Annotated in this window: 15 protein-coding genes; 5 read left to right on the plus strand and 10 right to left on the minus strand. The window is 55.4% G+C overall.

The genetic code is table 11. The features are described 5' to 3' along the window. Positions 1 to 40 precede the first annotated feature (40 nt). The 4 genes from glpE to glpD all read left to right on the plus strand — a co-directional run bounded on the left by glpE (position 41) and on the right by glpD (position 3,927). Positions 41 to 367 carry a thiosulfate sulfurtransferase GlpE gene (gene glpE / locus AC2FCQ_RS15595; RefSeq protein ID WP_020837374.1) on the plus strand — a complete coding sequence of 109 codons (327 nt, stop codon included), beginning with the start codon at positions 41 to 43 and terminating at the stop codon, positions 365 to 367. Positions 368 to 530: 163 nt separating this feature from the next. Further along, positions 531 to 1,367, plus strand: a complete 837-nt coding sequence (glpG, locus tag AC2FCQ_RS15600; RefSeq protein WP_209639186.1) for a rhomboid family intramembrane serine protease GlpG — start codon at positions 531 to 533, stop codon at positions 1,365 to 1,367. A gap of 36 nt (positions 1,368 to 1,403) precedes the next feature. Continuing rightward, positions 1,404 to 2,162 carry a DeoR/GlpR family transcriptional regulator gene (locus AC2FCQ_RS15605; protein ID WP_020837378.1) on the plus strand — a complete coding sequence of 253 codons (759 nt, stop codon included), beginning with the start codon at positions 1,404 to 1,406 and terminating at the stop codon, positions 2,160 to 2,162. A 256-nt stretch (positions 2,163 to 2,418) separates the two neighbouring features. Continuing rightward, positions 2,419 to 3,927, plus strand: a complete 1,509-nt coding sequence (gene glpD / locus AC2FCQ_RS15610) for a glycerol-3-phosphate dehydrogenase (RefSeq protein ID WP_490308673.1) — start codon at positions 2,419 to 2,421, stop codon at positions 3,925 to 3,927. Positions 3,928 to 3,969: 42 nt separating this feature from the next. On the opposite strand, the gene glgP is transcribed toward glpD, so the two are convergent. From glgP to asd, 6 genes are all read right to left on the minus strand, one after another. Next, entirely contained in the window at positions 3,970 to 6,417 is a 2,448-nt protein-coding gene (gene glgP, locus AC2FCQ_RS15615; protein WP_490308675.1) for a glycogen phosphorylase, read from the minus strand. A gap of 350 nt (positions 6,418 to 6,767) precedes the next feature. Next, entirely contained in the window at positions 6,768 to 8,201 is a 1,434-nt protein-coding gene (gene glgA / locus AC2FCQ_RS15620; RefSeq protein WP_209639192.1) for a glycogen synthase GlgA, read from the minus strand. A 253-nt stretch (positions 8,202 to 8,454) separates the two neighbouring features. Beyond that, complete coding sequence (glgC, locus tag AC2FCQ_RS15625) at positions 8,455 to 9,732, minus strand: glucose-1-phosphate adenylyltransferase (RefSeq protein ID WP_209639194.1); 1,278 nt, start codon at positions 9,730 to 9,732, stop codon at positions 8,455 to 8,457. A gap of 15 nt (positions 9,733 to 9,747) precedes the next feature. Beyond that, a complete protein-coding gene (gene glgX / locus AC2FCQ_RS15630; RefSeq protein WP_490308676.1) occupies positions 9,748 to 11,730 on the minus strand; it encodes a glycogen debranching protein GlgX in 1,983 nt (660 codons plus the stop codon). Continuing rightward, entirely contained in the window at positions 11,727 to 13,913 is a 2,187-nt protein-coding gene (glgB, locus tag AC2FCQ_RS15635) for a 1,4-alpha-glucan branching protein GlgB (RefSeq protein ID WP_209639196.1), read from the minus strand. The genes glgX and glgB overlap by 4 nt, the downstream gene beginning before the upstream one ends. A 496-nt stretch (positions 13,914 to 14,409) precedes the next feature. Then, the gene (gene asd / locus AC2FCQ_RS15640; protein WP_209639197.1) at positions 14,410 to 15,513 is read right to left on the minus strand and encodes an aspartate-semialdehyde dehydrogenase; all 1,104 of its coding nucleotides are present in this window, start codon (positions 15,511 to 15,513) and stop codon (positions 14,410 to 14,412) included. 182 nt (positions 15,514 to 15,695) lie between these two features. Here asd and AC2FCQ_RS15645 point away from each other — a divergent pair, with 182 nt between their 5' ends. Continuing rightward, positions 15,696 to 16,289, plus strand: a complete 594-nt coding sequence (locus AC2FCQ_RS15645; protein ID WP_209639198.1) for a YhgN family NAAT transporter — start codon at positions 15,696 to 15,698, stop codon at positions 16,287 to 16,289. 48 nt (positions 16,290 to 16,337) lie between these two features. On the opposite strand, the gene gntK is transcribed toward AC2FCQ_RS15645, so the two are convergent. The 4 genes from gntK to AC2FCQ_RS15665 form a co-directional block, all read right to left on the minus strand. Next, positions 16,338 to 16,865, minus strand: a complete 528-nt coding sequence (gntK, locus tag AC2FCQ_RS15650) for a gluconokinase (protein WP_209639199.1) — start codon at positions 16,863 to 16,865, stop codon at positions 16,338 to 16,340. A gap of 150 nt (positions 16,866 to 17,015) precedes the next feature. Further along, a complete protein-coding gene (gntT, locus tag AC2FCQ_RS15655; RefSeq protein WP_037425035.1) occupies positions 17,016 to 18,332 on the minus strand; it encodes a gluconate transporter in 1,317 nt (438 codons plus the stop codon). 343 nt (positions 18,333 to 18,675) lie between these two features. Beyond that, complete coding sequence (gene gntR / locus AC2FCQ_RS15660; protein WP_209639200.1) at positions 18,676 to 19,671, minus strand: gluconate operon transcriptional repressor GntR; 996 nt, start codon at positions 19,669 to 19,671, stop codon at positions 18,676 to 18,678. Between the two features lie 131 nt (positions 19,672 to 19,802). Beyond that, on the minus strand, positions 19,803 to 20,498 hold the full coding sequence (locus tag AC2FCQ_RS15665; RefSeq protein WP_209639201.1) for a pirin family protein: 696 nt from the start codon (positions 20,496 to 20,498) through the stop codon (positions 19,803 to 19,805). Between the last annotated feature and the right edge of the window lie 119 nt (positions 20,499 to 20,617).

Raw genomic sequence — 20,617 nt, forward strand, 5'->3', positions numbered from 1 at the left:
ACAATGGCGGCATATTCATATTACGAGGCAGTCCGAAGTCATGGAACAGTTTGAAGCGATCAACGTTGAGCAGGCGCACAGCCGTTGGAAAGATGACAGCGCCGCCCTGGTCGACATCCGCGATCCGCAAAGTTTTGAAGCCGGGCACACGCCAGGCGCCTTTCACCTTACTAACGCCAGCCTGCAAACCTTCATGCAGCAGAACGACTTCGATCGTCCGGTGATGGTGATGTGCTATCACGGCAACAGCAGCCGCAGCGCGGCGCAATATCTGCTGCATCAAGGGTTTGATGCGGTGTACAGCATAGACGGCGGCTTTGAAGCCTGGGCTCGTCAGTATCCGCAGGACGTTGAAACCTCTGCCTAATTCTCCCCGCCGCCGGCGGGGTTCTTTCTCGCGTCGTTAGTGCGTGTTTTTGCTGGTTTTGCGCAGATCCGTTGCCTGCGCTCAGGATTTCGACGGTATAATCAGCCGTCAACGCCGCCGGGGTAAACCGACGGCTAAAATCATCTCATTAAACGGAATACCTATGGTTCGAGTTATCGCCGTCTCCAATCCCCGCCTGGCGCAGGCCTTTGTCGATTACATGGCGACACAACACATTGAGCTTAGGGTGCACAATACTGACGAAGCGGCAGAAATCTGGCTGGCTGACGACAGCCATCTGGAGCAAGTACAGCACGAACTCCAGCAGTTCCTGGTCGATCCGCTCAATAGTCGCTATCGGGCGGCCAGTTGGCAGGCCGGAAGTACCAACGCCGAACTCCACTATCAGGGCTATTCCTATCTGCAAACGCTGTACAGCAAAGCCGGGCCACTGACGTTGAGTGTGATGGTGCTGTGCATTGCGGTGTATATCCTGATGCAAATACTGGGTGACGACACCGTGATGTACTGGCTGTCCTGGCCACAAGACAGCAGCCAATACCTGCAATTGTGGCGCTGGGTCAGCCACGCCTTCCTGCATTTCTCACTGCTGCATATTACCTTTAACCTGATGTGGTGGTGGTATCTCGGTGGTCCGATGGAAAAACGTCTCGGTGCCGGCAAACTGTTCGTATTGGCGGTGGTTTCGGCCTTTTTCAGCGGCTGGGCGCAGTCGCTGTTCAGCGGAGCCCTGTTCGGTGGCCTGTCCGGCGTGGTCTACGCGTTGATGGGTTACTGCTGGCTCAGCGGGGAGCGAGCACCGGAACGTGGCCTGATGCTGCCGCGCGGCCTGATGGTGTTTTCCGTTCTGTGGCTGGTGGCCGGGTATTTCGATATTTTAGGAATGTCGATCGCTAACGCGGCACACGTTGCCGGTTTAGTGTTAGGGTTATTGATGGCATTTTGGGACACGCGTCATCGCGCGCACAACGAACAATAACAGCCAGGTACAAGCCGGGCGTTTTAGGGGATTACCGTGAAGCAAACACAGCGTCATGACGCAATTATCGAGCTGGTGCGCCTGCAAGGTTATGTCAGTACGGAAGAACTGGTCGAACATTTTGACGTCAGCCCGCAAACGATTCGCCGTGACTTGAATGACCTGGCCGATCAAAACAAAATCCAGCGTCACCACGGTGGTGCGGCGTTGCCTTCCAGCTCAGTTAACGCCGCCTATAACGATCGCAAGGTGATGTGGTCGGAACAGAAAGCGCGTATCGCCCAACGCGTCGCCAGTCAAATCCCTGACGGCGCCACGCTGTTTATCGACATCGGCACAACCCCGGAAGCCGTGGCTCATGCGCTGATGAATCACAAGAACCTGCGTGTGGTAACCAATAACCTGAACGTCGCCACCCTGCTGACCGCCAAAGAAGATTTCCGTCTGATCCTGGCTGGCGGTGAAGTACGTACGCGTGATGGGGGCATCATGGGCGAAGCCACGCTGGATTTTATCTCTCAATTCCGTCTCGATTACGGCATTCTGGGCATCAGCGGCATCGATATGGATGGCTCACTGCTTGAATTCGACTATCACGAAGTGCGCACCAAACGCGCAATTATCGAAAACTCGCGCTGCGTCATGCTGGTGACCGACCACTCCAAATTCGGCCGTAATGCCATGGTTAACCTCGGCAATATGAACCTGATCGACTACCTGTTTACCGATCAACTGCCGCCGCCAAGCGTGATGAAAATCATCGAACAGTACGATGTGCAGCTGGAATTGTGCTGAGTCTTTTACCGTTCATTTAACCCCACTCCGCCCCGCCAGACCTGCCGTTATAGACAGGGTTCAGCCTGCTGAACCCTGCAGTTCCAGAACGAAAATACCCCTTCACTTTGTATAACTACCATCATCAAACTGTTACCTCTATCACGCCTAAATGTTTTTGTTTGGTTAAGTCTTGGCTTGTTTGTTGGTTTTTGATTACAATCATGAGCGAAAACGAACATGAAAGAGCTATTTCGAACATCTGGAGGAAGTTGACGTGGAAACCAAAGACTTGATCGTTATCGGTGGCGGCATCAACGGTGCCGGCATCGCGGCGGATGCTGCCGGGCGCGGCCTGTCCGTTCTGCTGCTGGAAGCGCAAGACTTGGCCTGTGCTACGTCTTCCGCCAGTTCCAAACTGATCCACGGTGGCCTGCGCTACCTGGAGCATTACGAATTCCGTCTGGTGAGCGAGGCGCTGGCCGAACGTGAAGTGCTGTTAAAACTGGCACCACATATTGCCTTCCCAATGCGCTTCCGCCTGCCGCATCAGCCTCACCTGCGTCCAGCCTGGATGATCCGCATCGGTCTGTTCCTGTACGATCACCTGGGTAAACGCACCAGCCTGCCAGGCAGCAAGGGGTTGCGCTTTGGACCAGAATCGGTGCTGAAGCCAGAATTGAAGCGCGGTTTCGAATATTCTGACTGCTGGGTCGACGATGCTCGCCTGGTGGTACTCAACGCCCAGGAAGTCGAAAAACGTGGCGGTGAAGTCCGTACCCGTACCAAGGTGACCCGCGCATGGCGTGAAAACGGGCTGTGGATGGTGGAAGCGGTTGACGTCGACAGCGGTAAAACCTTCACCTGGCGTGCCAAGGGCCTGGTGAATGCCACTGGCCCATGGGTGAAACACTTCTTCGATGATGGCCTGAAGCTGAAATCCCCTTACGGTATCCGCTTGATCAAAGGCAGTCACATCGTGGTACCGCGTGTGCATGACCAGCCGCAGTCCTATATTCTGCAGAACGAAGACCACCGTATCGTCTTTGTCATCCCATGGAACGATGAGTTCTCCATCATCGGTACCACCGACGTGGAATATCATGGCGATCCAAAAGACGTGAAGATCGACGATAACGAAATCAACTATCTGCTGAAAGTGTATAACGACCACTTTAAGAAGCAGTTGGGCCGTGACGATATCGTCTGGACCTACTCCGGCGTGCGCCCGCTGTGCGATGACGAGTCAGACTCGCCACAGGCCGTTACCCGTGACTACACGCTGGACGTGCATGACGAACAAGGTAAAGCCCCACTGCTGTCCGTGTTCGGTGGCAAGCTGACGACCTACCGCAAGCTGGCAGAGCATGCGATGGAAAAACTGGCACACTACTACCCTGGCTGCGGCCCGGCATGGACCAAAAACGGTTCACTGCCAGGTGGCGACATCGGTGGCGATCGCGACAGCTACGCGGCGAAACTGCGTCGTGAACACAGCTGGTTACCTGAGTCATTGGCTCGCCGCTATGCACGCACCTACGGCAGCCACAGCGAGCTGATTTTGGCCGATGCCAAGAGCCTCAGCGATCTGGGGGAAGAATTCGGCCACGGCTTGTACGAAGCTGAACTGCGCTACCTGATCGACAAAGAGTGGGTGGTAGAGTTGGAAGATGCTATCTGGCGTCGTACCAAATTAGGTATGTGGTTGAATGAAGCACAGCAGGCACGGGTCAAAACCTGGCTGGCGGAACACGCGAAAGCGAAAACGCTGTCTCTGGCATCGTAAATCGCTAAACGTAAAAAGGGCCGGATATCCGGCCCTTTTGCATTACAGCTTGATGGGTTTGATGTTCCAGATTTCGTCTGCGTATTCCTGAATGGTACGGTCGGACGAGAAGTAGCCCATATTGGCAATATTCAATATCGCTCGCCGCGTCCAGTCATCCTGATTGCGATACACCTCATCCACCTTATCCTGCGTATCGACATAGCTGCGGTAATCGGCCAGCAGTTGGTAGTGATCGCCCAGGTTCACCAGCGAATCAAACAGATTACTGTAGCGCTTTGGCTCTTCCGGGCTGAAAGCCCCGGTGGCAATCTGGGTCAACGCCTGATGCAACTCGGGATCCTGCTCATAGTAAAGATGCGGGTTGTAACCGTTGCGTCGCAGCTCCTCGACCTGCTCGGCGGTGTTGCCGAAGATAAAGATATTCTCCTCACCCACGTGCTCCAGCATCTCGACATTGGCACCGTCCAGCGTACCTATGGTCAGCGCACCATTGAGAGCGAACTTCATATTACTGGTGCCTGACGCCTCGGTGCCCGCCAGCGAGATCTGTTCAGAAAGATCCGCCGCCGGAATGATCATCTGCGCCAAACTGACACCGTAGTTCGGGATAAACACCACTTTCAGTTGGGCATGCACCCGCGGATCGTTGTTGATCACCTTGGCCACGTCGTTGATCAGGCGGATGATCTGTTTGGCGGCGTAATAAGCCGACGCCGCCTTACCGGCAAAGATCACCACCCTCGGTACCCGTTCAGTTTCCGGATCCTCCAGCAGCCGGTTATACAGCGTGATCACATGCAACACGTTGAGCAGTTGCCGTTTGTATTCGTGAATGCGCTTAATCTGTACATCGAATAACGCATCTGGGTTGACCACCACATTCAGCGTTTTAGCGATGTAAGTCGCCAGTCGCTCCTTGTTCTTTCTCTTGGCAGCCTGCACCGCCTGCAAGAAGCTCGGGTAATCAACATTCGCCTTGATCTCACTCAGCTGGCTGAGATCGGTGCGCCAGGTCTGGCCAATGCTGTCATCCAGCACGGCGGACAGCGGCGGGTTAGCCAACCCAAGCCAACGGCGTGGCGTTACCCCATTGGTTTTATTGCAGAAGCGATCGGGGAAGATACGGGCGAAGTCGGCAAACAGTGACTGCACCATCAGTTCGGAATGCAGCGCGGACACACCGTTAACCTTATGGCTGGCCACCACCGCCAGCCAAGCCATGCGCACCCGGCGGCCATTGGTTTCATCAATGATCGACACGCGTGCCAGTAATTCATTGTCGTCCGGTATCACCTCCTGCACGTGTTTAAGGAAGTGATCGTTGATCTCGAAAATCAGCTGCAGGTGACGCGGCAAAATCCGGCCGATCATATCCAGCGGCCAGGTTTCCAGTGCTTCGCTCATCAGCGTGTGGTTGGTATAGGAGAATACCTGCTCCACCACCGCCCAAGCATCAAGCCAGCTAAATTTATGCTCGTCGATTAACCGGTGCATCAGTTCCGGGATAGACAACACCGGGTGAGTGTCATTCAGGTGAATGGCAATCTTATCGACCAGGTTATCGAAGGTTTTGTGCATCAACCAGTGGCGGTTGAGAATATCCTGCACCGTGGCCGACACCAGGAAATACTCCTGTCGCAGGCGAAGCTCGCGCCCGGAAGAGGTTGAGTCGTCCGGGTACAGTACACGTGATACGTTTTCCGAGTGGTTTTTATCCTCCACCGCCGCAAAGTAATCGCCCTGATTAAATTTGCCCAGGTTGATTTCATTACTGGCCTGCGCACTCCACAGCCGCAGGGTGTTGGTAGCATCGGTATCAAAACCGGGGATCACCTGATCGTAAGCGGTAGCAATGATCTCTTCGGTTTCCACCCACCGCGCCTTGGCACCCTCTTGTTGGATCCGACCGCCAAAACGCACCTTATAACGGGTATTATGGCGTGGGAATTCCCATGGATTACCGTATTCCAGCCAATAGTCTGGCGATTCCATTTGCTGGCCATTGACGATATTTTGTTTGAACATCCCATATTCATAACGAATGCCGTAGCCACGCCCCGGCAATGCCAACGTTGCCAGCGAATCAAGAAAACACGCGGCCAGACGCCCCAGCCCACCGTTGCCCAGACCCGGATCGTTCTCTTCCTCCAGTAAGTCACTCAGACTCAGCCCCATCTCATTGAGTGCATCGTCGATATCCTGATAAATTCCCATCGACAGCAGGGCGTTGGACAACGTGCGGCCAATCAGAAATTCCATCGACAGGTAATACACCTGACGCACATCCTGTGAAAGTTGTGCACGGTTAGAGCGTAACCAACGTTCCACCATGCGGTCGCGCACCGCGAACAGCACGGCGTTCAGCCAATCATGCTGATTGGCGATAGCCGGGTCCTTGCCGACAATAAACATCAACTTATAAGCGATGGAGTGTTTCAGCGCTTCAACACTGACCGTGGGTGAGGTGTAACTAATCGGTGAAGTCATAGCTTTTCGATCCCAAGTTCGTGACTGCCCGTCGCCTTTCAAACCACAGCCGTGTTACCTGCACTCAGTTACGTGGCCCATCCGTGGGCCACACCCCTTAAGGGGCCGCTGCAAGCAGCGTTCAAATCTGTTCCCGACAGATTTGACACCCCAGTGACTGACTAAAGTAAGCGTCTGGGGATGAGTAAGCTGGCCACCTGGCTGCAACTTGAAATTCATAGGGCATTACAATAGGTGTTGATATACCCAAAATAATTGGCGCTGCATCAAGGCGGCAAGGGAACTTATCCCGAATCACTTACACAGGTAAGTGATTCGGGTAAGTGAATGCAGCCAACACTGAGGTAGCGTCAAATATGACGGGAATAAAGCGACAAATATTCCTTTGCCGCGACTTGCCAGCCAAAATCCACGCTCATCGCGTGGCGCTGGACGTGACGCCAATGCTTAGGTCTACTCCACAGCACCATGGCGCGCCGAATGGCGTTGCCCAGTGCGGCGGCATCACAATCATCAAAGACAAATCCGCTGGCGCTGCCATCGGCCAGATTCTCCAGCGCGCAATCGACCACCGTGTCCGCCAATCCACCGGTGCGGCGCACCAGCGGCAGCGTGCCGTATTTCAGGCCATAGAGTTGGGTCAGCCCACAGGGTTCGAAGCGGCTGGGCACCATGATCACATCCGCTCCGCCGATAATGCGATGTGAAAAGGCCTCATGGTAGCCAATCTGAACGCCGACCTGTTCCGGGTAGTCCGCGGCGGCAGCCAGAAACGCCTGCTGCAACACCGCATCACCGGCCCCTAACAGCGCCAATTGGCCGCCTTGCTCCAGCAGTGCAGGCAGCGCTTCCAATACCAGATCCAGCCCTTTTTGGCTGGTGAGACGGCTCACCACCGCAAACACCGGCAGCGACTCGTCCACCTTCAGGCCCATGGCTTTTTGCAGGTGCAGCTTGTTCTTGGCTTTGTTTTTCAAATTGTCGGCGTCATAGCGGGCGGTCAGGCGCGGATCGTGGGACGGGTCCCAAATCTTGTCATCCACGCCATTGAGAATGCCGCTCAACCGCCCTTGCCGCTGGCGTTCTTGTAATAACCCTTCCATGCCGTAGCCGAACTCCGGTCGGGTAATCTCACGCGCGTACGTTGGGCTAACGGCAGTGATGTGGTCGGCGTAATACAAGCCCGCTTTCAGGAATGACATCTGGCCGTAAAACTCCAGACCGTAAACATTGTAGAACGAAGGCGGTAGCCACAATTCCGGTACGTGGTGGGCGGAAAACAGCCCCTGATAGGCCAGATTGTGCACGGTAAAAATGGAACGTGCAGGGTGGCCGTTAGCCGCCAGATAGGCGCAGGCCAGCCCGGCGTGCCAGTCATGAGCATGCACCACCTGCGGGCGCCAGTAGCGATCCAGCCCCTTAGCCAGTTCACAGGCTATCCAGCCCAGCAGGGCAAAACGCCGATGGTTATCGGAATAGGCATTCATGGATTGGTCGTGATATGGGCTGCCTGGCCGCTCGTACAGCCAAGGGGCATCAATCAGGTAGATGCCCACACCGTGGTAGGTACCGTAACGCAGGCCAACGCGACCGGCGAACGAATCGATCTCCGCCACCAGCACCGAATCCGGTATGCCGTTGCGCACGTCAGGAAAAGCGGGCAATAACACCCGAACATCGCCACCTTCGGCGATCTGAGCCGCCGGTAATGCGCCAACCACGTCTGCGAGCCCTCCGGTTTTCAACAGGGGGAACATTTCAGAACATACGTGTAAAACCTGCATTATCACTCCTGAGAATCGGCTAAATTACTCTGGAAAAGCAGGCTTGCCGCTGTTATTAATCCCGCGTTGTGCAAGCCATCAGTCCGTTTATATATGGCGGCAGGTCTACCCTTCGCCTTTAAAACCGCTGTGTTGTTGGCTGTGTTGACTCGCCCCAGTCGCTTACCTGAGTAAACTCCCGGGGCTTCTCGTCCTGGCCACCTAGCCGCGACTAAAAATTCGTTGGGTCGTTATTGCTGCCGACTACCTTAACTCACAACTTTGACAACATTTCGCGCGTGACCAGCACGATGCCGCCTTCTGAACGATAAAAGCGTTTGCTGTCTTCGTCGGCGTTTTCGCCAATCACCATGCCCTCGGGAATATGACAGGCACGGTCGATGATGCAGCGCCGCAGACGGCAGGAACGGCCGACGTTAACGTCGGGCAGCAATACGGTAGAGTCGATGGTGCAGAACGAGTTCACCCGCACTCGCGGGAATAGCACCGAATGCACCACCACCGATCCGGAGACGATGCAGCCACCGGATACCAGCGAGTTCATGGTCATACCGTGGCTACCGGAACGATCTTGTACGAACTTGGCAGGTGGCAACGGCTCCATATGGGTGCGGATTGGCCAGGCGCGATCGTACATATCCAACTCCGGCGTCACGGAAGCCAGATCGAGGTTGGCACGCCAGTAAGCTTCCAGCGTGCCCACATCGCGCCAGTATGGCGGCAGATCGGGGTTGGACGTGACGCAGGACAACGTGAACGGATGTGCCCATGCCGCCTTTTGGGCCGTGATTTTCGGGATCAGATCCTTGCCGAAGTCATGGGTGGAGCCCGGCGTAGACATGTCCTCCTCCAGCAATTGGAACAGGTAATCGGCGTTGAAGATGTAGATCCCCATGCTGGCGAGCGACATATCCGGGTTACCCGGCATCGGCGGTGGATTACTGGGTTTCTCCAGAAACTCGAGGATCAGGTCGTTTTCGTCTACTTCCATCACACCAAACTCGCTGGCCTCCTCGCGCGGCACCGGCAAACAGGCCACGGTACATTGCGCCCCCTTTTCCACATGGTCGATCAGCATGCGCGAGTAATCCATCTTGTAGATGTGATCGCCTGCCAGGATCACCACATACTCGGCCTCGTAACGACGGATGATATCCAGGTTCTGGTATACCGCGTCCGCCGTGCCCTTATACCAGTGCTCGGTACTGAGGCGTTGTTGTGCCGGCAACAGATCGACAAACTCGTTCATCTCTTCATTGAGGAACGACCAGCCGCGCTGAATATGCTGTACCAAAGTATGGGACTGGTATTGGGTGATCACGCCAATGCGGCGGATCCCCGAATTCAGGCAGTTCGACAGGGCAAAATCGATGATGCGGAATTTACCGCCAAAATGAACGGCTGGCTTGGCCCGGGTTGAGGTTAAATCTTTCAAACGCGAACCGCGGCCCCCCGCCAGAATCAGGGCGACAGACTTAATCGGCAGTTGGCGTGCCAACATCAGGGGGTCTTTATTTTCAAACCTAACCATAGCTGACTCCTTTTATTATTTCTTTACCAGCACGCAAATCGAGTGCGCAGCCTGGTTCCAGGCGGGTAAAACCGCCCGCGAATCTTCCTGAGTAAAAGGGGCGACAAGCTGCCAATCGCCGTCGGGCAACGTCATCTCCGCGGCTTGCTGCGTGGCGTTTACCACCACCAGCCAGCGTTGCGACAAGCGGATCTGCAACTGCAGAGCCCCTTGCTCCCACTGTTGTGCGCCGAGCGGTTGCCCCTGCGCGTTCAGCCACTGCACGTTACCGTCGCCTTCCTGCCACCAGCGGTCATGCTGCAGAGCGGGGATTTGTTGACGCAGACGGATCAATGCAGCGGTGTACGTGGTGAGTGAGTCATCTGCCGTGGCCCAGTCGAGCCAGGTGATAGCATTGTCCTGACAATAAGCATTGTTGTTGCCCTGCTGGCTGTGTCCATGCTCGTCGCCGGCCAGCAGCATCGGCGTACCCTGGGACAGTAACAGCGTGGCAAGCAGTGCCCGCTGGCTAGCCCTACGGCGTTGCAAAATGGCGTCGTCGGCAATCGGGCCTTCAACACCGTGGTTATTGCTAAAGTTACGATCACTGCCGTCACGGTTGCCTTCACCGTTCAGTTGGTTGTGTTTGCGGTTAAAACTGACCAGATCCTGCAGGGTAAACCCGTCATGAGCGGTCAGCATGTTGATGCTGGCGTACGGCGCACGCCCGCGTTGGTTAAAATGATCGCTGGAAGCAGCGAAACGTTGGGCGAATTGCCCCAGCGATACGCCGTCCTGCAACCAAAAACGGCGTATATCGTCGCGATAATGATCGTTCCACTCGGCGAAGCGCCCTGGGAATTGGCCTACCTGATACCCACCGGGGCCAATATCCCACGGCTCGGCAATCAGTTTGCAGCGCGACAGCAGATCGTCCGCCAGCATCGCCTGGAACAGCGGTGCATCACGATCAAACGCCGGCGTGCGACCGAGTACGCTGCCCAGATCAAAGCGGAAACCATCAACATGGCATTCGCCGACCCAGAAACGCAGGCAGTCCATCACCCAAGCCACACCTTGCGGCTGATCCAATCGCAGGGTGTTACCACAACCGGTATCGTTCACGTAGCCGCCATCCGGTGTCAGCCAGTAGTAGCCCGGGTTATCAATGCCGCGTAACGACAGCGTTGGCCCGTCGATATCAAGCTCGGCGCTATGGTTGAACACCACGTCGAGGATCATTTCAATGCCGGCTTTGTGCAGCGCTTTAACCGCATCGCGAAACTCACGCAGCGGCGTCATCTCTGTCCGCAAACTGGAATAACGGTTGTCCGGCGCAAAAGGCGCCAGCACGTTATAGCCCCAGTAGTTAATCAACCCGAGGCGCTGCAAACGTGGCTCAGAGCTGTGCTGCTGCACCGGCAGCAGTTCCAGCGCGGTGATGCCAAGGCGCTTGAAATAGGCGATCATTACCGGATGGCCGAGCGCAGCGAAACTGCCGCGCAACACCGGCGGAATATCCGGGTGCTGCAGGGTCAGACCGCGCACATGCGCTTCGTAGATCACCGTTTTCCCCCACGGCGTGGCCGGGGGACGATCATCTTGCCAGTCGTAAACCTCGTCGATCACCACGCATTTCGGCATCAATTCAGCGCTGTCATGCTTATCCGGCCGATCATAACCCCCATGCAGGTAAGGATCGTCCGCCACGGGTCCCTCTACCGCACGGGCCGCGGGATCCAACAACAGTTTATTGGGATTAAAACGCAACCCGTGCGCAGGATCGAACGGGCCATGCACCCGGTAACCGTAACGCTGACCCGGCTTGCCACCCGGTAAGTAACCGTGCCAGATATCGCCGCTCCGCGTCGTCAGCGGCAGGCGGATTTCGCGCTGCTGTTCGTCGAACAGGCACAGTTCCACGCCCGTGGCATGGGAGGAATACAGGCTAAAGTTGATGCCATTACCGTCATAATGCGCCCCGAGAGGCGCGGCGATACCCGGCGTCAGCTCAGTCATGGCGCCTCCCGCAGCAGGTAGATGGTCGCCAGCGGCGGTACGGTCACGCTAATAGAATGCTCGCGGCCGTGATGGCCAGTTTGCTCGGACACTACGCGGCCCTGGTTGCCGGTATTGCTGCCGTGATAATGGTGTGAATCGGTATTGAGAATTTCTCGGTATTCACCGGCGCGTGAAATACCGATGCGATAATGATGGCGCGGGACTGGGGTAAAGTTGCTGACGGCGATCAGTTCATTGCCATGTGCGTCATAGCGGGCAAAGGCAAAAACCGAGTTATCGTGATCATCCACCACCAGCCACTCGAAGCCGTCTGGGCGGTAATCCCGCTCATACAACGGGGCGTGTTGCTGGTAGCAATGGTTCAGATCTCGCACCAGCCGCTGCACACCGTGATGCCAGTTATCTAAGCCTTCCAGCAGATGCCAGTCGAGGCTGCTATCAAAATTCCACTCGCGCCCTTGGGCAAACTCACACCCCATAAACAGCAGTTTCTTGCCTGGGTGCGCCCACATAAAGCCGTAATAGGCGCGCAGGTTAGCGAACTTTTGCCAGGCATCGCCGGGCATGCGATCGAGAATGGATTTTTTACCGTGCACCACTTCATCGTGAGAGATTGGCAGCACAAAGTTTTCGGTGTAGGCGTACAACATGCCGAAGGTCATCTGATTGTGATGATACTTGCGGTGCACCGGGTCACACTGCATGTAGGTGAGCGTGTCGTGCATCCAGCCCAGATTCCATTTGTAGTGGAATCCCAACCCGTTGGATTCCGGCGGCAGCGTTACGCCCGGATAGTCAGTGGACTCCTCCGCCAACGTGACTGCACCGGGGCGCTCCTTACCAAGGGTATGGTTGGTGTAACGCAAGAAGGCGATGGCCTCCAAATTCTCGTTACCACCGTAATAATTTGGCACCCACTCACCGTCGGCGCGGCTGTAGTCACGGTAGATCATTGACGCCACCGCATCGACACGCAACGCATCTATGCCATAACGCTCAAGCCAATAAAGCGCATTGCCCGCCAAATAGTTGCGAACCTCATGCCGGCCATAGTTATAGATCAGGGTATTCCAGTCTTGATGGAAACCTTCGCGCGGATCGGCGTATTCATACAATGCAGTACCGTCGAAGTTCGCCAGACCATAGGTATCGCTGGGGAAATGCCCCGGCACCCAATCCAGGATCACGTTAATCCCTGCCTGGTGTGCGGCCGCCACAAACGCCTTGAAGTCGGCCGGGGTACCGAAACGCCGGGTCGGGGCATACAGCCCCAATGGCTGATAACCCCAGCTGCCGTCAAACGGGTGCTCGTTAATCGGCAGCAACTCAATATGGGTGAACCCCATATATTTAACGTAATCGATCAGCTGTACGGCCAGTTCGCCATAGCTGAGCCAGAAGTTATCGTCGGTGTGACGACGCCACGAGCCAAGATGTACCTCGTAGATCGAAATCGGTCGGTCAAAATCATTCGCACGCCGCCGTTCTGGCGCGTTTTCCACCACCGCAGGTAACGGCGCCACCAGCGACGCGGTATCCGGTCGCATCTGCGCTTCAAAAGCGTAGGGATCGGCCTTCAACTGGGTATTGCCATAGCAATCAATGATTTCGTACTTGTACAACTGCCCGGCTTTCACCCCCGGCAGGAACAGCTCCCAAATGCCGTTTTCACGGCGCAGTCGCATTGGGTGACGTCGGCCATCCCAGAAGTTGAACTCACCGACTACCGACACACGCTGGGCGTTCGGTGCCCAGACCGCAAAGCTGACACCGTCAACGTCATCAAGCGTAGCGAGATGCGCACCCAAGCGTTCATAAGGACGTAAGTGGGTACCTTCGGCCAACAGCCAGCTATCGATATCTTGCAGCAGCGTGCCAAAACGGTAGGGATCGTCGACGATCTGCTGGTGATCGTGCCAGCGGACGTCGAGTTGATAGCGGAACGGGGTTTTGCGGCGTGGGACCGTGGCGCTGAAAAAGCCGCGCTCATCGTCGCAGTTGAGCTGTACCAACCGGCGGCCTGTTTGCTGTTCCAGCAACCAGACTTCACTGGCGTCAGGCAATAGTGCACGTACCTGCAGGCCGTTATCAGCCGCATGCATGCCTAGCAGAGAAAAGGGATCGGCAGAGTTGCCGGAGAAAAGCTGATCAATCACGTCACGATCGGGAAGTACAGGCATAGTCTTCTTCCTAAGATTAAGAGCATGATTTATAAGAGGCCGCGCAAGCCCATCGCCTTTCAGGTTACAACGAAGACGCTGTACCTTGAGATCCACAGGGCATAACGCTTAATCCATAGCCGTTTTGGTTATCATGCAATTCATTCGGTATCTAAAGCGTGATTGCGGTCGGTTATTGATCAATTCTCACCTTCCCGGTCCGAATTCCGCTCTTTATGCTTATTTTTAGCGCTGGTTGAAATTTATCCGCCAGTCCTTTAAGCATAGCTAATGTCAGTTAAAAACATTGCCCATTACCAAGGAAAACTCTTCATTAAGAAAACTGCCAGCCTGACAACGTCTTTGCGCTGCTGCCCGCATGGAGATGTATCGATGTCTGGTGCGCTTTATCTCCTTTACAACGGCATAGACCATAGCGCGCCGAAACGGAGAAAAAGGAAGAAAATAAGGCTTTTGGGGGCTGAAAGAGGCCAGCCCCCGGGAAGTACGGTTCAGGTTACAGCAGGATGCGCAGCATACGGCGCAGCGGTTCAGCCGCGCCCCATAGCAACTGGTCACCCACGGTGAACGCAGACAGATATTCCGGCCCCATATTCAGCTTACGCAGACGGCCGACCGGCGTATTCAACGTCCCGGTTACCGCTGCTGGCGTCAATTCACGCATAGTCAGTTCGCGGTCATTCGGGATCACGCGTACCCAGTCATTGTGCGTCGCCAGCATCTGTTCGATTTCCGGCAGTGAAACGTCTTTTTTCAGCTTCAGGGTGAACGCCTGGCTATGGCAGCGCAGCGCACCAACACGCACGCACAAGCCGTCGACAGGGATCAGGCTACCGCTGTTCAGGATTTTGTTGGTTTCCGCCTGGCCTTTCCACTCCTCGCGGCTCTGGCCGTTATCGAGTTGCTTGTCGATCCACGGAATCAGGCTACCGGCCAGCGGCACACCGAAATTATCGGTGGGTAATTTACCGCTGCGGGTCGCGGCGGTGACTTTACGTTCGATATCCAAAATGGCCGAAGCCGGGTCCTGCAGCTCCTTCGCCACATCGGCGTGCAGCATGCCCATTTGGGTCAACAGCTCACGCATATGGCGCGCGCCGCCGCCGGAAGCCGCCTGGTAAGTCGCCACTGACGCCCACTCAACCAGATCATTGGCAAACAGGCCACCCAGAGACATCAGCATCAGGCTAACGGTACAGTTGCCGCCAACAAAGGTCTTGATGCCTTTATCCAGACCCTGCTGAATCAACGCACGGTTGACCGGATCCAGGATAATAATCGCGTCGTCTTGCATACGCAGAGAAGAAGCTGCGTCGATCCAATACCCTTGCCAGCCAGTTGCACGCAGCTTCGGGTAAATTTCGTTGGTATAATCGCCGCCCTGGCAGGTAATAATAATGTCGAGCGCGCTCAACGCCTCAACATCGTAAGCATCTTGCAGCGTGCCCTGCTGGCCGCCAAATACCGGCGCCGCTGAACCGTGTTGCGAGGTAGAGAAGAAGACCGGGCGAATGGCGTCAAAATCGCGCTCTTCCGTCATGCGTTGCATGAGTACGGAGCCGACCATTCCGCGCCAACCGATGAAACCAACGTTTTTCATAATGACTGTCCTGCCTTGGAGGATGACTGCTATAAGTTGTGTGCAATATCTCTCCACCTTACAAAATGTCGGCGCAGGCGCAAAGTGAATTTATTCGATGGGTGAGCGATTCTCAGCAATCCTTCTTATAGGCAAGGACGCCGTCGGGATGACCGAGGTGTTTTTCAGATCCAGAGGTAATGATGACAGAGATGATTTCAGTCACAGTTTTGCTGTTTTTAATCATGGACCCGTTGGGCAATTTGCCCATTTTCATGTCGGTGCTCAAGCACCTGGAGCCGCGCCGTCGGCGGATGGTGCTGATCCGCGAGCTGCTGATCGCCCTGTTGCTGATGCTGATTTTCCTGTTTGCCGGCGAGAAAATATTGGCGTTCCTCAACCTGCGTACCGAGACCGTGTCGATTTCCGGCGGGATTATCTTGTTCCTGATCGCCATCAAGATGATTTTCCCCTCGCAAGAGGGCGATAGCAGCGGGCTTTCCGCCGGTGAAGAACCTTTCCTGGTGCCGCTGGCCATCCCACTGGTTGCGGGGCCTTCGATTCTGGCATCGTTGATGCTGCTTTCGCACCAGTATCCAAACCACATTTCGTATCTGGTGGGGGCCCTGCTGATTGCCTGGGGGATTTCCGCCGCTATCCTGCTGATGTCTAACCTGTTCCTGCGCCTGCTGGGCAGCAAGGGGGTCAGCGCGCTGGAACGGCTGATGGGGCTGATTTTGGTGATGTTGTCGACCCAGATGTTCCTGGACGGCGTGCGGGCTTATATGAAGTTGTAATGAGGGTACTGGCGCCAGCTCGGCGCCGGTACAAAATGGCAGCCCGGTTTACTGGGCTGCAACACGCCGAATATAAGCGAGCGTATCCGCGACCACAGCGTCCAGCGGTTGATCTATCTCGATCGCCTGCACGTCTTGTTCTTGCTCGTTAGGCTCTTCTAACGTGGCAAACTGGGAAACCAACATCTGTGGCTTGAAGAAATGGCCCTTACGCTGTTTCAAACGCTCCTCAATGACCGCCTTGTCACCCTTCAAATAGATGAAATGCAGGTTGCGGTTGCCTTCACGCAGGCGGTCACGATAGCTTTTTTTCAGCGCGGAACACACTAACAGGGAAACGTCGTTGGTACGCTCCATGGCAAAGATCGCGTCATTTAATGCCGCCAACCAGGGGGCACGATCGTTATCGTCCAGCGCATGCCCGGCCGCCATTTTGTTGATGTTGGCACGCGGGTGCAGGTAGTCGCCGTCCAGCATCGCGGCATTGGCTTCATGAGCGACGGCGTTGGCCACTGCGGATTTACCGCTGCCTGAAACCCCCATCAGAATAAATACGTGGTGCTGTGAATTACTCATATGTCATGCCCTTATGGGATCAGATGTACGTTCCGGCGGCGGGTTACGCCCCCTGCGCCATCAAATGCGCCCCAAACTCCAAAGAATGTCCGACACCCTGGGGGTGCCGGATAACCTCGCTATATACCGACTTGAAAGGCAGCGGATATATTAAACGACCGTCGCCAGCAGCAAACAGCCCACCAGGCCGCAGACTGAGATGATGGTTTCCAACACCGACCAGGACTTGATGGTTTCCATGATGCTCAGGTTGAAGTACTCCTTGAACAACCAGAAACCAGGATCGTTGACGTGAGAGAAAATCACGCTGCCCGACCCAACGGCAATCACCATCAGTTCCGGGCTGACTCCGGTAGTCGCGATCAGCGGTGCGACAATTCCCCCCGCGGTTATTGCTGCCACGGTAGCAGACCCCAACGCCAGACGCAGTGCGGCGGCAATGGACCAGGCCATCAGTATCGGCGAGACGTTGCTGCCTTCCATCAGAGCGGCGATGTATTTCTCTACGCCGCTGTCGACCAGTACCTGCTTGAATGCACCGCCACCGCCGATGATCAACAGCATCATGGCGATAATTTTGATTGAGTCGGTGATGGTACCCATCACTTCATCCATGGTACGACCGCGGTTCAGACCAAAGGTGAAGATAGCGATCAGTACTGCAATCAGCGTCGCCATGACCGGATCGCCGAAGAACTCGGCAAAGCGCAACAGGCTATGGCCCTTCGGCAGCACCATTTCCGCTACCGCACGCAGTGCCATCAGGATCACCGGCACCAAAGAGGTGGCAACGCTGATGCCAAAGCTTGGCATTTCTGCTTCGGTGAAGATTTTTGGGTTATACAGGCCTTCAGGTACGGGCTTGTCGATGCCTTTCAGGAAACGGGCATAGACCGGGCCTGCCAGGATCACCGTTGGAATAGCCAACAGCGTGCCGTACAACAGCGTTTTGCCCATATCCGCATGGAAGATGGTGGCGATCGCCGTTGGGCCTGGGTGCGGCGGCAAGAAACCGTGGGTCACAGACAGCGCAGCCGCCATCGGCACGCCGACATACAGCAACGGCACGCGTGCAGAAGCGGCGATACTGAAGACCAGCGGCAGCAACAGCACAAAACCGACTTCATAGAACAGAGCAAAACCGACGGTAAACCCGGTCAGTACCACTGCCCATTGAATATATTTTTGGCCGAACTTCTCGATAAGCGTAGTGGCAATGCGCTGAGCACCACCGCAGTCCGCCAGCAGCTTGCCGAGCATGGCGCCAAAGCCCATGATCAACGCCAGGCTGCCCAACGTGCCGCCCACGCCGGCCTTGATGGAACCGATCACTTTATCGACTGGCATTCCCTGAGCGATACCTACCGCCAGAGCAACCAGAACCAGAGAGATAAAGCCGTTCAGCTTAAAGCGGATCATCAGCAGCAACAGCAGCGCTACCCCGCCTGCAACAATCACTAATGGCATAATTTTTCTCCAACCTTTTTTATCGCAGACCCTCTTTACGATAGGCCGTAAAGCGCGCGTTTGTTGTATTTTTAGGCTCTTCCCGGTGTTAGAAGACGAGCTGTAGGTGGTGCTGAGGTAAAGGTTCTATCTTGAGCAAGATAACCGCACACTCATTGTTACCGGTATCATGATACCGGTAACAGCATGATTGCCGGAACCGGGGGGCGGGCTAAAATTCGCGTTCTGGGATAGAGATCAAACTTATGAAGGTAACGGGCGGCAAACTTACAGGCAGGAACGAAAACGCGCCAAACGGCGCGCTTTCATCATTAAAATCGTTCAAACATCGGGTTAAACCCGATCAGATGCTGCCGCCGGGGATCACGGTAAAACCGACATCCACCATGCGTGGGCTGACCGTTTCGCCACGCAGGCGAGCCAGCAGGCGTTCAGCGCCGATTTGGCCCATGCGTTCACGCGGCGTCAATACGCTCGCCAGTTTTGGCACCATCACCTGGCCGATATCGTGGCCGTGGAAACCGGCAATAGCCATGTCATTGGGGATCGACAGCCCTTGTCGCTGGCACTCAAAGGTCGCACCGATCGCCAGGTCATCGTTTGTGCAAAAGATACTGTCAATCTGCGGATAATCGCGCTGCGCCTGGCGCAACAGCTCACCACCGGCAGAATAGGACGACGATCGTGCCGTCATGACGCTGTAGGGTTCCAGACCGGATTCGCGCATCGCCTGCTCATAGCCCTGCTGTTTGATAAGGGTACGTTCATCCTGGCGTGCACCGAAGTACACCACGTGCCGATGGCCGTGTGCGATGATTTGCTGGGTCATCTGGCGTGCCGCCTCAAAGTTATTGAAGCCTACGGCCAGATCAATACAAGGTGATACGCAGTCCATCAGTTCGACGACCGGGATCCCCGCAACCTCAATCATCTTCATGGTACGGGGTGTATGGTGCCGCTCAGACAGGATCAAGCCATCAATATTGTAAGACAGCAACGAGGTCAGGCGCTGTTCTTCGCGCTCCGGCAAATAGCCGTAGTGCGCCAGCATGGTTTGATAATTGTGCGCATCAGTGACGCTCTCAATGCCGCGTAGCACTTCGGCGAACACCTGGTTGGTCAACGACGGCAACAATACGCCAATAGCACGGCTGGTTGAGTTGGAAAGGATATCCGGCGCACGGTTGGGGATGTAGCCCAGCTCATCAAGCGCGACGGCAATTTTTTGCTGCAAGGCGACAGAAACCTGATCGGGATTACGCAGATAACGGCTCACCGTCATCTTGGTCACGCCTACCTTGTCTGCGACATCTTGGAGTACCGGCCGTTTTTTCTTCATTATCAATGAACTGGCTAACCGTGAATGGGCGCTCATTTTAGCAAAAAAAAACCGGGGCCGATATTGTTGGTTACTGGGAAGCGGAACGCAAAAAGGGCTCACCTTGTGAGCCCTTGATATTTACCGCTTAATCAGACGGGTGGCAGATCAAACAGCAGGATTTCACTGTCTTCATCGGCATGAATCGACAACTCGGCTTCATCCCACACCGCGAAAGCATCGCTGGTGCCGGCCTGCTGGCCATTAACCACAACCTTGCCACGTACCACCTGGATCCAGACACGACGCCCTGCTTCAATTGGGCACGCCGCCTGTTCGTCTTTATTCAACGCCCAGCGGGACAGTGTCATATCCTGGAACACCTTCAGCGAACCTTCACGCGCATCCGGTGACAACACCAACTGACGGCCCTGTGGCGCATCAAACATGCGTTGTTCATAGCGTGGCTCCAGCCCGACCTGATCAGGGATGATCCAAATCTGGTACAGGTGCAACGGACGATCGTTGTTACCGTTGTACTCAGAATGACGCACTCCGGTACCCGCGCTCATGATCTGGAATTCACCGGCCTGGATCTGCTCTTTGTTGCCCATGCTGTCCTGATGCTCGACCGTGCCGCTCAGCACGTAGGTCAGGATTTCCATGTCTTTATGCGGGTGAGTACCAAACCCCTGCCCTGCATCGATCATGTCTTCGTTGATCACTCGCAGCGCCGAGAACCCCATAAAATCAGCATCGTAATAGTTGGCAAATGAGAAGGTGTGCCAGCTGTCCAGCCAACCATGATTGGCATGACCACGATCTTCTGCCTTACGTAAATAAATCATATTCAACTCTCCTCAATGTTTTTTACAGTCTAGTCCTGGCAGCAGAATAAGAAAGCGTAAAAAACTCATCCCTCTGTTCAAAAAATTAGATGGAGTGGTGAAACCATTGGCAGAGAATT

This window comes from Serratia sp. CoH_134_PS_4, assembly GCF_058190535.1.

Bases quoted from the DNA above. Each gene is read 5' to 3' on its own strand.
- AC2FCQ_RS15665 (WP_209639201.1), bottom strand. From the start codon at position 20,498: ATGATTTATTTACGTAAGGCAGAAGATCGTGGTCATGCCAATCATGGT.
- glgC (WP_209639194.1), bottom strand. From the start codon at position 9,732: ATGGTTAGGTTTGAAAATAAAGACCCCCTGATGTTGGCACGCCAACTG.
- gntK (WP_209639199.1), bottom strand. From the start codon at position 16,865: ATGAGTAATTCACAGCACCACGTATTTATTCTGATGGGGGTTTCAGGC.
- glgA (WP_209639192.1), bottom strand. From the start codon at position 8,201: ATGCAGGTTTTACACGTATGTTCTGAAATGTTCCCCCTGTTGAAAACC.
- glpG (WP_209639186.1), top strand. From the start codon at position 531: ATGGTTCGAGTTATCGCCGTCTCCAATCCCCGCCTGGCGCAGGCCTTT.
- glgX (WP_490308676.1), bottom strand. From the start codon at position 11,730: ATGACTGAGCTGACGCCGGGTATCGCCGCGCCTCTCGGGGCGCATTAT.
- asd (WP_209639197.1), bottom strand. From the start codon at position 15,513: ATGAAAAACGTTGGTTTCATCGGTTGGCGCGGAATGGTCGGCTCCGTA.
- glpE (WP_020837374.1), top strand. From the start codon at position 41: ATGGAACAGTTTGAAGCGATCAACGTTGAGCAGGCGCACAGCCGTTGG.
- glgB (WP_209639196.1), bottom strand. From the start codon at position 13,913: ATGCCTGTACTTCCCGATCGTGACGTGATTGATCAGCTTTTCTCCGGC.
- gntR (WP_209639200.1), bottom strand. From the start codon at position 19,671: ATGAAGAAAAAACGGCCGGTACTCCAAGATGTCGCAGACAAGGTAGGC.
- gntT (WP_037425035.1), bottom strand. From the start codon at position 18,332: ATGCCATTAGTGATTGTTGCAGGCGGGGTAGCGCTGCTGTTGCTGCTG.
- AC2FCQ_RS15645 (WP_209639198.1), top strand. From the start codon at position 15,696: ATGACAGAGATGATTTCAGTCACAGTTTTGCTGTTTTTAATCATGGAC.
- glgP (WP_490308675.1), bottom strand. From the start codon at position 6,417: ATGACTTCACCGATTAGTTACACCTCACCCACGGTCAGTGTTGAAGCG.